Annotated in this window: 14 protein-coding genes; 1 reads left to right on the top strand and 13 read right to left on the bottom strand. The window is 40.2% G+C overall.

Going from position 1 to position 13,548, the window contains the following annotated elements; translation table 11 throughout:
- Positions 1 to 196: 196 nt before the first annotated feature.
- The 13 genes from PZE06_RS15720 to phnG form a co-directional block, all read right to left on the bottom strand.
- Positions 197 to 1,666 (bottom strand): protein adenylyltransferase SelO, encoded by a 1,470-nt coding sequence (locus PZE06_RS15720; RefSeq protein ID WP_225310703.1) that lies wholly within the window; start codon positions 1,664 to 1,666, stop codon positions 197 to 199.
- 233 nt (positions 1,667 to 1,899) lie between these two features.
- Positions 1,900 to 3,324 carry a Na+/H+ antiporter NhaC gene (nhaC, locus tag PZE06_RS15725; RefSeq protein WP_150948313.1) on the bottom strand — a complete coding sequence of 475 codons (1,425 nt, stop codon included), beginning with the start codon at positions 3,322 to 3,324 and terminating at the stop codon, positions 1,900 to 1,902.
- A gap of 313 nt (positions 3,325 to 3,637) precedes the next feature.
- Complete coding sequence (locus PZE06_RS15730) at positions 3,638 to 4,498, bottom strand: PhnE/PtxC family ABC transporter permease (protein WP_150948310.1); 861 nt, start codon at positions 4,496 to 4,498, stop codon at positions 3,638 to 3,640.
- Entirely contained in the window at positions 4,498 to 5,283 is a 786-nt protein-coding gene (locus PZE06_RS15735) for a PhnE/PtxC family ABC transporter permease (RefSeq protein ID WP_150948308.1), read from the bottom strand. The genes PZE06_RS15730 and PZE06_RS15735 overlap by 1 nt, the downstream gene beginning before the upstream one ends.
- Positions 5,273 to 6,061 carry a phosphonate ABC transporter ATP-binding protein gene (gene phnC / locus PZE06_RS15740; protein ID WP_150948305.1) on the bottom strand — a complete coding sequence of 263 codons (789 nt, stop codon included), beginning with the start codon at positions 6,059 to 6,061 and terminating at the stop codon, positions 5,273 to 5,275. The genes PZE06_RS15735 and phnC overlap by 11 nt, the downstream gene beginning before the upstream one ends.
- Positions 6,062 to 6,087: 26 nt before the next feature.
- Positions 6,088 to 7,122, bottom strand: coding sequence for a phosphate/phosphite/phosphonate ABC transporter substrate-binding protein (gene phnD / locus PZE06_RS15745; protein WP_150948302.1), 1,035 nt, complete (start codon positions 7,120 to 7,122; stop codon positions 6,088 to 6,090).
- Positions 7,123 to 7,209: 87 nt separating this feature from the next.
- Positions 7,210 to 7,926 (bottom strand): phosphonate C-P lyase system protein PhnL, encoded by a 717-nt coding sequence (locus PZE06_RS15750; RefSeq protein WP_150948300.1) that lies wholly within the window; start codon positions 7,924 to 7,926, stop codon positions 7,210 to 7,212.
- A gap of 23 nt (positions 7,927 to 7,949) precedes the next feature.
- Positions 7,950 to 9,128, bottom strand: a complete 1,179-nt coding sequence (gene phnM, locus PZE06_RS15755) for a phosphonate metabolism protein PhnM (RefSeq protein ID WP_150948297.1) — start codon at positions 9,126 to 9,128, stop codon at positions 7,950 to 7,952.
- 36 nt (positions 9,129 to 9,164) lie between these two features.
- Positions 9,165 to 10,010, bottom strand: a complete 846-nt coding sequence (locus PZE06_RS15760) for an ATP-binding cassette domain-containing protein (RefSeq protein ID WP_150948294.1) — start codon at positions 10,008 to 10,010, stop codon at positions 9,165 to 9,167.
- The gene (locus PZE06_RS15765; protein WP_150948291.1) at positions 10,011 to 10,856 is read right to left on the bottom strand and encodes an alpha-D-ribose 1-methylphosphonate 5-phosphate C-P-lyase PhnJ; all 846 of its coding nucleotides are present in this window, start codon (positions 10,854 to 10,856) and stop codon (positions 10,011 to 10,013) included.
- Positions 10,853 to 11,971 carry a carbon-phosphorus lyase complex subunit PhnI gene (locus PZE06_RS15770; protein WP_150948289.1) on the bottom strand — a complete coding sequence of 373 codons (1,119 nt, stop codon included), beginning with the start codon at positions 11,969 to 11,971 and terminating at the stop codon, positions 10,853 to 10,855. Before PZE06_RS15770 ends, PZE06_RS15765 begins: the two co-directional genes overlap by 4 nt.
- Positions 11,971 to 12,564, bottom strand: coding sequence for a phosphonate C-P lyase system protein PhnH (gene phnH, locus PZE06_RS15775; protein ID WP_150948286.1), 594 nt, complete (start codon positions 12,562 to 12,564; stop codon positions 11,971 to 11,973). The genes PZE06_RS15770 and phnH overlap by 1 nt, the downstream gene beginning before the upstream one ends.
- Before the next feature lie 13 nt (positions 12,565 to 12,577).
- Complete coding sequence (phnG, locus tag PZE06_RS15780) at positions 12,578 to 13,003, bottom strand: phosphonate C-P lyase system protein PhnG (RefSeq protein WP_150948284.1); 426 nt, start codon at positions 13,001 to 13,003, stop codon at positions 12,578 to 12,580.
- Positions 13,004 to 13,225: 222 nt separating this feature from the next.
- Between phnG and PZE06_RS15785 the strand changes: the two genes are divergently transcribed.
- Positions 13,226 to 13,378: a hypothetical protein gene (locus PZE06_RS15785; protein WP_191963244.1), complete on the top strand. Its 153-nt coding sequence runs from the start codon at positions 13,226 to 13,228 to the stop codon at positions 13,376 to 13,378.
- Positions 13,379 to 13,548: the final 170 nt, after the last annotated feature.

Consider the following 13,548-nt stretch of genomic DNA (forward strand, 5'->3'; position numbering starts at 1 on the left):
TCCTTATTGATACGTGTTTTTTCAGTAACAGCATGGGCAGTAAACAATGCTACAAATCGAGAGTTCATTTCACCTAGAAAACGTTCCCTATCACTTACTGCAATTTGATTTCACTGCTGACCCTTGATCATCTACTTCTAGATTTTCACTATTGAAGAACCCGTTAACAAAAGCAGTCATTTTCTCCATAAAGAAATTATGTGCCACAAAAGGTTTGGTAAGGTATATTAGACGGTTCTGGCTCTAAACAATACTCCTCCTGCTCAGAGCGATATTCATACGGTTTTTCCAATACCTTTAAGAGCTTATTCATTACTGTAAAATCAGCTTCTTTTTCCGCGGCATTCAACGCTTCTTCCACTCGATGATTTCGCGGAATAACGGCTGGATTGCTTCTTTTCATTAATTGAATGGCGGATGCTGTTGATTCTTTTTGATACTCAAGTCTTTCTTGCCACCGTTGATACCATTTTGTGAACGGTTCCTTCCCATATAACTTCGTTTTTTCAGGTTTTTCAAGAGTTAGAAAGCGAAATGTATTGGTAAAGTCAGCTCGCTGCTCTGCCATCATTACAAGTAAATCATCAATCAGCGCTTCATCACCTTCTTCTGCATGAAACAATCCTAATTTCGCCCGCATTCCCTCTAACCAATATTTATGAAACAATCCAGAATAAGCGGAAATTTCATGCTGAGCAGTAGCAACCGCTTCATCCTGATTTTCGTGAAGGAGCGGCAATAAGGCTTCAGCAAATCTTGCCAGATTCCATCCTCCTATATAAGGCTGATTCCCATAAGCGTATCGTCCTTCCCGATCAATCGAGCTAAACACCGTTGCCGGATCATACGTATCCATAAAAGCACACGGACCATAGTCAATTGTTTCCCCACTTATCGTCATATTATCCGTGTTCATAACTCCATGAATAAAACCGACTAACTGCCAGCTTGCAATTAATTTGGCCTGACGCTTAACCGTTTCGCGTAAAAGAGAAAGATAAGGCGCATCCTCCAAATCAATCTGTGGGTAATGGCGTTTAATCGTGTAATCAGCCAAAGTACGCAGCTCATCAACACTAGTCCATGCTGCGGCAAATTGAAAGGTTCCGACACGAATATGGCTCGCTGCAATTCTAGTTAAAACGGCTCCTGGCAACCTCGTTTCTCGTATTATACTTTCACCCGTGGTGACAACAGAGAGACTGCGTGTTGTTGGAATGCCCAAGCCAAACATCGCTTCACTTATAATATATTCTCGCAGCATCGGTCCTAGGGCAGCTCTCCCATCACCACCTCGAGAATAAGGAGTTCGTCCAGAGCCTTTTAATTGAATATCAACACGTTCACCGCTTGGCGTAAGTTGTTCGCCCAATAACACTGCTCTGCCATCTCCTAGGCGATTAAAATGACCAAATTGATGCCCGGCATAAGCTTGTGCTAATGGCTCTGCACCTGCTAAAATTTCATTTCCTGATAATACACTGGCACCTTCAGCACTATTGAGCACAATTGAATCGAGACCTAATTTTTGCGCCAATGGCTCGTTAAACACTACTATTTTAGGTGAAGTTACCGGTACGGGTTTCACCTCGGCAAACATTGACTCAGGTAGGCGTGCATAACTATTGTCAAACTTCCAACCTGCTTTCATCACTTCTTTGCTCATGATTTCTCCTTTACGCATCTTTGTCATATTATTAAGATTACCGAAAAATAAGCAGCAATGCCATTTGTTTGCTTTTCTCTTTATTGTACGCTCTATCCTTTTTTCGATTCACTCGAATAAATCCCCCAAATGTCAAGTTTGGGAGATTTTCGCTGTTTTTCTATCCTCTTTCCTTCACAGTCCTTAAAACATTGGCACAAATATATTGTTTATACAAATTACTTCATCGCACATTATGCGCCCATTTCCTTTGTTCGTAGTCCAGCATGCTTTGCCGTTTCCTTTTTTTCCGCCATTGTAAATCCAGTAATTCCGTAAATCAAGCTAAAAATAGGTGTTAACATTGCCAAAAAACAAAAAGGAATATACACGATTGGGGATACACCTAATGCTGCTGCTGTAAAAAGACCACTTGCGGTCCAAGGAATTAACGAACAGCTCTGCGTGGCTGAATCCTCAATAATGCGTGATAAATTCTCTGGTTTTAAATTAAATTTTTCATACAGAGGTTTCATTAATGTCCCTGTCATCACTGCCCCGAAGGAAAATGCTCCACCAATTCCCATCGTAAAGTAAGAAATCATAATTGTGACAAAAACAAGCATCCCTTTGCTTTTAATACGTCGAGTACTTGAAATAATAAGTGTTTCAAGCACTCCTGATTTTTGTAGCAAACCTCCCAATCCGAGAGCAAATAAGAACAGAGCAATTAAAGGAAGCATGCTCGTTAGTCCTCCTCTTTGGAGCAGAGTGTTCACAACTTCTATGCTTGACTCAACAAAATAACCTTCGTATAAAACGGATAATACCCCGCTCATATTAGCTCCTTGGTATAAAAGAGCAACAGTCGCTCCCGCAATTGAACCAATATAAATCGACGTAATCGCTGGTTTTTTGGAAATTAATAAACCAAAGAGGATCACAACTGGAATGAGCGGGATCACACCAAGCTGAAAATTATCAGCTAAATAGTTTGTCAATTTAGCCACTTCTGCTGAATTGGCCACTTGGTTACCATATTGCAATCCAATAGCAGTAAAAATTATGGCAGTAAGCACATATGCCGGGACGGTTGTCCACAGCATATGTTTAATATGCTCAATTAAATCAGCACCAACAACAGCAGCTGATAAATTCGTACTATCTGATAAAGGCGACATTTTATCCCCAAAATAGGCACCACTAATAACAGCACCCGCTGTCATACCTACTGGAATTCCTAAACTATGGCCGACTCCCATCATTGCTATTCCAGCCGTTCCCAATGTCGCCCACGATGAACCTGTTGCAAGAGATACAATCGAACAAAAAAGAAGAGTCGTTACTAAAAAGAATTGTGGGGAAATAGATTGAATTCCATAGTAAATAATGGTTGGAACGGTCCCGGAAATAATCCATGAACCAATTAGAATCCCCACTCCTAAAAGAATCATCGAGGGCTGCAAAGCTTTTTTCATCGAAGTAAAAATTTCTTCCTCCAACGTTTCATACGTATGACCCAATTTAAGAACAAAGGGGATAACTGTTAATAATGCGATAAAAAGCATCATTTGTATAGAAGCTGCAAAAACAATCATTCCAACTGCTATAATTGTAATCACAAGTAAAATGATAAAAATAGAATAACCAAGCGAAGGCTTCTTTCTATCATGTTGCATTAAAACACTCCTTTAAAAATAATCGGAGATCTCCATAGATGAACAGAGGTAAATTCAAGTCGGAACCAACATTTAAATTTCGAAATATACTGATATTTTATCAAATTAGCTTTTGTTCATAAAATCGCCTAAGAACTGATCCAATACGAAATTTCCCAATATAGGAGTTTGAAGTTATCCTGAACGAATTCATTCTTATAATTTCGGTACCTATACTCCTTCGTCCTCCGCTTTACTCTAAAATGGCTTATTATTTGGGAGAAATTTAAAATACACCCGAGTCAAAAGACCCGAGCGTATTTGAAATGATTCATTATCCGTTCACTTTCAATTTCTTTTTAAACTTCGTTGCAAATACTTCTAAAAGGATGGCCACAGCTAAAATAAAGAAGGTAATCGTGCCGATTTCTCGAATATCTAAGTAGAAATTGCTCGCCATGAACATATCAAAACCGATTCCTCCTGCTCCAGCAGCCGCTCCCATCGCAACGGCAACAGCGAAGTTAATTTCAAAACGTAGGAATGTCCATGAAATCATATAAGTAAGGGAAGAGGGGATTACTGCTTGGAATATGATTTGCCAAAAGTTTGCTCCACTTGCCTGCAAAGCTTCAATTACTCCCTTATCCAATTCCTCAAATGACTCTGAATAGGCCTTCACTAAATAACTGACAGAGTGAAACGTCATTCCAATAACAGCTGCCACGCTACCAAGACCAGCCGCAACAGCAAAAATTAAAACCCAAAGAACAGTCGGAACTGCCCTAATAAAGGCAACAGCTCCTTTAATAACAACTGATACTCGTTTGGATGTTAAATTCTCGGCTGCCAATAAACCAAGGAAAACCGCAATTATGGCACCGAATAATGTGGTTAAAAAGGCGAGGCCTAATGTCACAAATACCTGATGGAGGGCATGAGTAAAGGTGAAATGCTTAAAATGCGGTTCCAAAAACATCGCTTTTATGTTCGCAAGTGTAGCCAGCATCGCCTCTCCAATATCAAGCTCCTTGTAATCAAAGTTAAAAAAGGCAAATATCGTTAAAATTACTAAGGAAAACAAGGTAATGCGAATGACGATCGTTGATTTCGTCAAAGTTTTAATTTTAATTCGTTTTGTTGATTTTGATTTAAGCAATTGCTCTCCTGTGACGACTTGCTCATTTGCCTCCATTATAAAATCACCCTCCTTACATAATTAGATATTGATTCAATGAAGAGAATGACGACGATAATGGTGATGACAACAAGTGAAGCAATATCGTAATTTAAGCTTTTGTAATATAAATTGAAAGTAAAACCGATTCCAGAACCCGTCAGGAGACCGATTAATGTAGCACTTCGAATATTTGTTTCAATCATAAAGAGAACCCAGCTAATCATCTGCGGAACACTTGATGGAATAACCGACTGAAAGATGATGGAGAAATAGCTAGCGCCAGTCGCCCTCAACGCTTCGACCGAGCCGCCGCTCGCTTCATCTATCGTTTCCACAAAAGCTCTAGTCAAAAAGCCGAAAGAACCAAAGAATAACGCAAAATATCCTGTTAATGAACTTTGTCCAAAGGAAAAGAGTAAGATCATCGCCCAAGCAGCGACATCAATATTACGAAAAACGGTGGCAATCCCGCGGCTTATACTTCCGAAAAGGGCATTAACGCGAGTCGTATTCGAGCCCATAACTGCAAAAAATAAAGCAAAAATGGCTCCAACCGTAGTGGCAGCGATCGACACTAACAAAGTTTCCAGCAAGCTATTCAAAATTCCCGGCAGCCTTGACAACGATTCCTGCGTTGGATAAAAGTTGCCTAAAGCCCAAGTAACAGCCCGTGGTAGAGATTCAAAGCCTTTGACCACATTATATTCCGTAATCACAATTGCACCGAACGTAATCGTCCCAAGAATCAGTAAAAATCCAAGCGAATTCCTTCTTTTTTTGGCAAAAAAATCAGCTTGCATGGATGCCTCCTATGTCAAAAATCAGATCCTCAGCTTCCGAACCGTAAATTCGCTGAATGTCTTCTTTTGTAATATCCTTCGGGCTCCCGTTGAAGACGACCTGACCTTTATTTATCCCTATAATCTTATCGGAGTACTTTAACGCAACATCTACTTGGTGTAAATTAACAATTACTGTAATACCCATTTGCGACGAAATCGTACGAAGATGATCCATAATCGTTTTCGCTGAGTTCGGATCTAAAGACGCAATGGGCTCATCGCACAAAAGCATCCGAGGATTTTGGATAAGTGCCCGCGCGATGCCAACACGCTGCTTTTGACCACCGCTTAACTGATCTGCACGCTTATAAATATGCTCTTCCAAACCAAGCATGGATAAAATCTGAACTGCCTGCTCTTTCTCCGCTTGATTATAAAGACCAAGTACACCAGCAATCGTTGATTTTTTTCCTAAATTTCCGTGTAGCGTATTCTCAATCACGCTTAAACGATTGACTAAATTATAGTGTTGAAAAATCATGCCAATTCTTGTCCGAACCATTTTCAATTCTTTTTTCTTCAAATTCATTACGTTCATGTTATCAAAGGTTATTTCTCCGCTTGTTGCATCAATCATTCGATTGATACAGCGAAGGAGAGTTGACTTCCCCGCTCCAGATGGACCGATGATCGATACAAACTCTCCTTCATTGACGGTAAAGTTAACATCTGATAACGCCTTGGAATCATTTCCAAATTGCTTGGATACATGATTGACTTCTAATAAGGCTGTCATAGATTAACTCTCCTTATTTCATATAATTATTTTGAAAGCTCACGAATCGGGTTAAACCAAGCATCCTCTACTTCTACTAAACGTTCGTCAGCTGTCTTACTAAATAATCCTGAAAACTCAGAATCCTCTGGTACGAATACTTTTTCATTATTGGCAATATCGTCTGAAGTCATGATCTCAAGAAGCTGTTTTCTAAGCTCCTCACTAATGTTTTCTGTATTAATAGCAAATGGAGCATTTAAAACCGGTGTAACAGAGATTAAAATAAATTCTTTTCCCACCACTGTGTTAAACGGCTCAGCAGCATCGTCTTTTACTCGATAAATCGCACCTGGACGATTCTCTTCTCCCTCAACAAGCTCTACATAGTTGTTCACACAAGTATCACAGAATGCGGCAACATCCGCTTTTCCTGATAAAAGGTTAACCGCAGAACCTTGATGAGAGCCGCCGTACAAAACCTCACTAAAGAACTTATCTGATCCGCCTTCTAATAGATCATCTGCAGTTAAATCACTAAATTCTGCTTTTTCACTGAAATAATCCACAATTCCAGTAGAAGGAACTTTAAAACCTGATGTGGAGCTATTTGATACGAATGAAAATTTCTTTCCTTGAATATTGTCAATCGCAAAATCGGCACCATTTTTATATTGATCAGCATTATCGACTTCAACTGCTAACCAGCTATAGTAAACCGCATCATCTAAAGTACCGGAGGCACCTGTTGGAACCACCAATGGTTGAACCTTATCATTTTTGTTATTTGCTTCTATATAACCTTGAGCTCCTAAGAAAGCCATATCTGCATTTCCATTCGCAATCGCTTCAATTGCAACGATGTAATCTGTTGTCGTTTGATGTTTGACCGTTTTTCCTGTTTTTTCTTCAATGACCTTACCAATTTCATCACGAGCCTCTGTCAAATCAGCACCAGATTCATTTGGTAGCCATGCAATCGTAAGCTCGTCTTTATCTGATCCTCCTGAATTTGTTGAAGAGGAACAACCAGCAATGAATAGAATGACAAAAGATAGTAATAACAAAAACGATTTCTTCATTTTAAATCTCCTCACCTTTTAATTTATTACCCTTATATACTATATCTAGTAAATGTCAATCTACTATTAACACAATATTATGAATTGTTAAGAATCAGTAAAGCCAGCATGTGAGAACACTCCGTTCTCCATGTTATATTCCCGATCGCATAGGTTGTTCATAAATTCCAAATCATGAAAAATACCGAGCATCGTCGTACCTTCTTCTATTAACTGTTCAATAAGCTGTTTTACCTTAAGCTTTGAATCATGATCTAGACTAGCTGTCGGCTCATCTAAAAGAAGAAGGCGTGGCTTTTTCACCATGGCTCTAGCAATATTAAGTCTTAATTTTTCGCCACCAGAAAAAGTAGTAGGATAGCTATCCCATAATTCCTGTGCTAATTCAAAGTGAGAGAGAATTTTCTCCGTTTCTCTGTCTGCAAATCGTTGATCCTCATTCATCTCCAAAATTGCCTGTGTTACAAGCTGCCTCGCTGTTGTTCTTGGCATCACATTTAAAAATTGTGAAACGTAACCTATCTCGTGTTTTCGCAAATAGAGCACTTGCCGCTCCGTCGCTTTCGCTAAGTTCACGGCTCCAAATTTTTCAGAATGATAGCAAATGCTTCCTTCCTCAATGCGGTAAGTTCCATAAATACATTTTAAGATGGTCGATTTCCCGCTGCCGCTTTTTCCAGTAATTCCGACAAACTCGCCTTCTCTTAGCTCCATCGCTACCTGACTTACAGCACGGATATGCTTGCCAAGGTTGTGAAGATTAAACGATTTCGATAATCCCTGAATTTTTAATATTGGTTCCACCTGCTCACCTGCTTTCATCCTTCTTAAATCCGGTAATTTGTTTTTTGAATTAGTTTACCGTCAACAAAGACGCTTGTAATGACAGGAAAATCACCAGCTATTTTTTCAATAATTAATAGATCTGCCTTTTTACCTTCACAAAGGGAGCCGATATCATGATCCATTTTGACTGCCTTGGCAGGATTAATTGTGACTAGCTTCATCATATCTGCTAAATCGAGCTCATATTGATTTACTAAAGTAAAGATAGAATGGAGCATTGCTGCTGGATAATAGTCGCTGCATAAAATATCAATTGCTTGCTCGTAAATCGCTTCAGCTGCTCCTAAGTTCCCACTATGAGAGCCTCCTAACAGCACATTGGGTGCTCCGGCGATAGTATACATGCCGAGTTCCTTTGCCCTTTTCGCCACCTCAAGTGTAATCGGAAACTCGCTAATAGTAGTGCCGAAACTATGAACAAGCTCTACTTTTTCAATCGTATCGTCGTCATGGGAAGCAACGGCAATATGATGCTTGTGGGCGAGCTCCGCAATTTCCTTAATGTCATCAATCGACAGCTTTTCCTTCATCTGATGATTACGAATGAGCACATCAATAGAAGTATCACTCAGGTTGTTATAGCCTCGCACTGTTTTGCGGTAAACCTCTAAATGACGATATTGTCCCTGACCTGGAGTATGATCCATAAACGATACTAAATGAACTTTATTCTCGGTAATATAATGTTTGAGATTATCGATTTCCTCAACATTATCAATTTCAAATCGGGCATGAAAACGGTGACGAACAAGATGCTTTGTATGGTGACTCTTCTCAATTAAATCGATAAATTTACGAACGTTTTCAGGCTCGCGAATTGGCTTATAATCATACTCCGAACCTTTATAAAGAGAAAGGGAATGAAACATCGTTGTAATTCCATGGGTGATTAGCTCCTTTTCCGATTCTCGCAAACTTAAATCAAAATTCATTAGCGAAGTCGGTCGTGGAGCCGCCATATGTTCAATATAATCTGAGTGGATGTCAATAAAGCCTGGTGACACATAACCGCCACCTGCGTCAATAATTTCAAGTCCTTCCTGAAACTTAATTTCTCCTCTTGGAGCAATCTTAGCAATTCGATCTTCTTCTATTAATAAATCATAGCCATGCAGCACCGTTTCTTCGGTAATCAATCGACCATTTGTGATGACGTACAAATTCCTTCCTCCTTAACATCCAAATTTTTTGTATCTCTAAAGCAAGGAATGAACCAAAAGCTGTGTATATGGATGCTGCGGATCCTCTAAAATCCGATCCGTCAGTCCTTGCTCAATCACCTTTCCTTCTAGCATCACAAGCGTCCGATCAGCCAGCATGCGGATAACGCCTAAATCATGAGAGACAAGAACAATACTAATACCAAGCTCCCGTTGCAAACCTTTAATTAAATCGAGTACACTTGCTTGAACAGAAAGGTCAAGACCTGTTGTAACTTCATCTAACAAAAGTAATGGCGGATGATTGGAAAGGGCTTTGGCAATTTGAACACGTTGCTGCATACCACCAGAGAAATTTTTCGGCGCTTCTTTTCTGCGGTGCACGGGGATGTGGACTTTATTCAACAGTTCAGTTCCTCTGCTTTCCATCATTCCAACATGGTTATTGCCGGCAGCTATCAGCTTTTCTGCTATATTGCCAATCGAGGAAAAATTCATCCGTAAACCTAATAATGGATTTTGATAGACCTTCCCCATAATATGATTGCGAATATAGCGTTTCTGCTGGGAAGATTCTTGAAATAAATTCTTTTCCCCATTTTCATAGTCACTAACGTATGCCTCACCACTCGTCACTTCCTGATCAAAGTAAAGACATTGCATTAATGTTGATTTACCACTGCCGCTTTCGCCGACAATTCCTAATACCTCTCCTGGAAAAACATCAAAGGAAACATTGCGACAAGCGTATACCGTACCACAAACTTGACAATAGTTTTTTACAAGACTGGCAGATTCCCCACCTCGACACTTAAAACATCCTGGCCCATATTGTTTATTCAAATTTTTCACTGTTAAAACTGGCACTTCAAAGTCTGTCATCTATTTCACTCCAACGGAATTTAATTTTTCGAGACAATTGCTCGTATCATTACATTGGTAAACTGTTTCATCCGTTAATTCATCTACAAGTTCATCTAAAAATACGTTAGTCTGCCCACATAAACGGCAATGTTTATCAGCAAAAGTTTCCGCTTGAAATGGGTAGTCCTCAAAGTCTAGTGAAACCACCTTTGTATATGGAGGAACGGCGTATACCTTCTTTTCACGTCCTGCTCCTAATAAAATCAATGCCTCATTTGCATTCATTTTTGGATTATCAAAACGAGGAATTGGACTAGGCGCCATCACATAGCGATCATGAACAAGAACTGGATGATCGGCACCTGTTGTCATACCCCCATATTTCATAATCTGTTCAAACAGCATCAGCCATGCTCCACTATATTCTTTTTCCGCATGAAGCTTTTTTGTTTCCGTTTCACTTGGCTCATAATAGCGTAGCGGCTCCGGCAACGGAACCTGCAAAACTAGGATTTGCTCCTTTGTTAAAGGCACCTCAGGAATGCGATGCCTTGATTGAATCAAGGTTGCCTTAGACGTGTGTTCGGTTACCTCCACACCAGTCGTATTGGAAACAAGCTTTTTTATATTGACGGCATTAACCGATTCGTCTGAACCTTGGTCGATGACCTTTAGAACATCTTTCTTTCCTATTAATGATAGTGTTAATTGCAGACCGCCAGTTCCCCATCCTCTACCAATCGGCATCTCTCTTGAGGCAAACGGAACTTGATAGCCAGGAATGGCAATCGCCTTAAGGGTTGCTCTACGAATCTCTCGTTTTGAGCCCTCATCAAAAAAAGCGAAATTATAGGTTGTATTCACCCGTTCTTCACCTCTTCTCTAGCTACTTTTTTCGTTTTTCTCACACTGTCCAATTTTGATTGAAAGGTCACATAATGGGGCATCTTCAAATGTGAAATAAAACCTGTTGATTCAACAGAATCAATATGATAGAGCACAAATTCTTCATTATGACTTGGAAATTCCAAATTTGGATGCTCTAGACAATGATCTAGAATCCCCATTGCAATTGCTTTTGTTTCATTTTGTCCTAAGCACAGACCATAGCCAATTTCGAACTCCATCTCTTTTTTTCCATAATCTTTTTCAACAGTGAAGGGCATAAGCATTTCTACTTCCGTGGCCTTAACTTCCCCAATATAATAGTCATCTTCCACATCATTCTCCTCCGAGGTTGGAGGAGCAACTGTTACAGGTAGCTTTCCCACTCGAAGCTCCCCTACTGTTGGATGCAAATCACCATAGCCACGAATAACCGCATAAGCAAACGACGTCACTGCCCCCGTTTGTCCTCTTGTTAACACCTGAAGCCGTTGGCTTCGAGTTGAAGGGAATTCAAGACTTTCTCGCGTCACATCATCCGGCTCTCGATCGTTGTTTTCACATGGAGAAATGAGACCTTCTTTTCGTAAGTAATCGAGCACTTTTGGCAGTTTCAGTTCTCCTGATAGCTTCTGAACAGATTTTTCGGATAGATAATGATGCAACCATTCTTGAACACTATTATCCGTTTCAGTCATTAATTGAAAATCAAGAAGCCTGTGTGTATAATCAGTGGTTGCTCCGAGAATTTGTCCGCCGGGAATGTCTTTAAAACTAGCGGAAATGCGGCGCTCCACTTTCATATCTCGGGACTCTATTACCTTTGAATAATGCTTTCTTGGAACGGTTGAGCGAAATGCCCTTAATAAAAAGACCGCTTCCTCTGGATTTCCTTCAGCCTGCTTAATGGCAAGAGCAGCAAGCGCTTCGTCGTAAAGGCTACTTTCGGACATAACCTGATCGATGAGCCCACGCATTCCTGCTTGTATCTTTTCCACTTCAATCGTTTGCCCTTGTTGGATCCGTTCATATTTGAGGCGCTTTATCGATTCCTCAATCGCAAGCGTGCCTCCCTTAACTGCTACATATCCCATTAAACAATCACCCTATTTATCGTAATTTGTGTTGTTCGCGGCAACGCAAGAAGCTGTTGACGACGATCGATAAACATTAAATCTACGCCAAGTGGATACTCCTTATTTTTCACTTGACGCTCTGCCACCCACTTGCTTTCCGTCTCCACATGGATGTACTCTTCGCTTTGAATGCCTGGCCCCGTTAACTTCAATGTAGAAGCATTCGTTATTTCATCAACTTCAGCAAAAATCGTTGCAGAGTCATGTGGATTTTTTAATGTACCATGTTTTGCCCCTTCAATGGCCACCTTTAAGGCTGTTTCCTCTGCATCCGCTAAAACAAAGATGTAGTCCGCTTCCTCGATAACAGCTGGTTGCGCATATGTGTATTGATTAATCAATTTTGCAATCGCTGCTTCTCTTTTTGAGAACACTTTAAAAGTTACTTCTTGATCAAATAATGTGAACGCCAAGAGAATAAATGGCATTGCCCCGCTCTCCTCAATTAAGGCCGCTTCCTTCGATAAATCAGCCAGTTGCCCAGGTCTTGCCATCGCATCAACAAGCTTCCGATACACCGTTTGAATATCGTGAACCATATCTAGCTTCACTTTCTATTCCTCCTTATGAAACATCCATCGTTTCAAATTGAACCTTTGTTTTCAAAATCGACTGCTCTTCTAGTCTTCTTGCTTGAAGTACCTTTTCTTCCTCACTTTCTAAAAGTTTAATCCATTCGTCAGTTTCTGCTAATTGTGCTTCAAAGGCAGCATCGATGATCGCTAATTTATAAGCAAAATCCTTTTGGTCACCAATAACAATGCCCATTCCAATCACCTCTTCTACCTGAACCTTGCACTCCGTCACCAAAGCCTCCCCTAGATAAAATAGTGATTTCTTTGAAGTTTCTCGCACTTTCATCATCACTAAACCATGCTCTGGCTCTTGAATTGCCTTAACCCGATAGTTGTCAGTAATAGTTTGGGCCAGTTGTTCTACTAGCGTTCGAGAGCCATTGATTAAGATTTCCGTTCTTCGTCTTCTTTTCATCTCAGGGCCTCCGTCTATGATTTGTTTAACATCTTAAATCTACCTTGTTGCCAAGTAAGTGAACGTTAAAGAATTATAAAGTTTGTATTGGTTTTGTAAAGTGCATTAAAAACGAGCCTTTACAGTAATTCTTGGAAGGTCAGTTGTTGGAGATTGCAGGAGTTTGGGGGGATCAGCAGATCTACGTATTGATTGAGCCTATTTTTAGGAGGCAGATTCACGTTGCGCTGGATTTGTGCGGATCCCTGTGTTGAGAGGCACGTTTCCGCATTGAGTACGCGTATTTCCACTGGGATTGCGCTCGTTTTCACGGGAACTGCACTTGGCTATCGAATTGCACCGATTCCACATGAATTGCCTGTTTCGCCGTATTGAAGGCACTTAATCTAGTTTTGATGACACGAGGTAGAAACATATATAAGAAAAACCGGGCATAGCCCGGTCCTTTTCATGGTTAGAGAATATCCGATAATTTGTACTCTATGCCATGTACCCCTTTATAATACTCAGGATACATTTCACCCCCACATTTTTCACATGCAAAC

Source organism: Robertmurraya sp. DFI.2.37 (genome assembly GCF_029211245.1).
Classification (GTDB): domain Bacteria; phylum Bacillota; class Bacilli; order Bacillales; family Cytobacillaceae; genus Robertmurraya; species Robertmurraya methanolica_A.

Coding starts and splice junctions, on each gene's coding strand:
- PZE06_RS15720 (WP_225310703.1), bottom strand. CDS start 1,666: ATGAGCAAAGAAGTGATGAAAGCAGGTTGGAAGTTTGACAATAGTTAT.
- nhaC (WP_150948313.1), bottom strand. CDS start 3,324: ATGCAACATGATAGAAAGAAGCCTTCGCTTGGTTATTCTATTTTTATC.
- PZE06_RS15730 (WP_150948310.1), bottom strand. CDS start 4,498: ATGGAGGCAAATGAGCAAGTCGTCACAGGAGAGCAATTGCTTAAATCA.
- PZE06_RS15735 (WP_150948308.1), bottom strand. CDS start 5,283: ATGCAAGCTGATTTTTTTGCCAAAAAAAGAAGGAATTCGCTTGGATTT.
- phnC (WP_150948305.1), bottom strand. CDS start 6,061: ATGACAGCCTTATTAGAAGTCAATCATGTATCCAAGCAATTTGGAAAT.
- phnD (WP_150948302.1), bottom strand. CDS start 7,122: ATGAAGAAATCGTTTTTGTTATTACTATCTTTTGTCATTCTATTCATT.
- PZE06_RS15760 (WP_150948294.1), bottom strand. CDS start 10,010: ATGACAGACTTTGAAGTGCCAGTTTTAACAGTGAAAAATTTGAATAAA.
- PZE06_RS15770 (WP_150948289.1), bottom strand. CDS start 11,971: ATGGGATATGTAGCAGTTAAGGGAGGCACGCTTGCGATTGAGGAATCG.
- phnG (WP_150948284.1), bottom strand. CDS start 13,003: ATGAAAAGAAGACGAAGAACGGAAATCTTAATCAATGGCTCTCGAACG.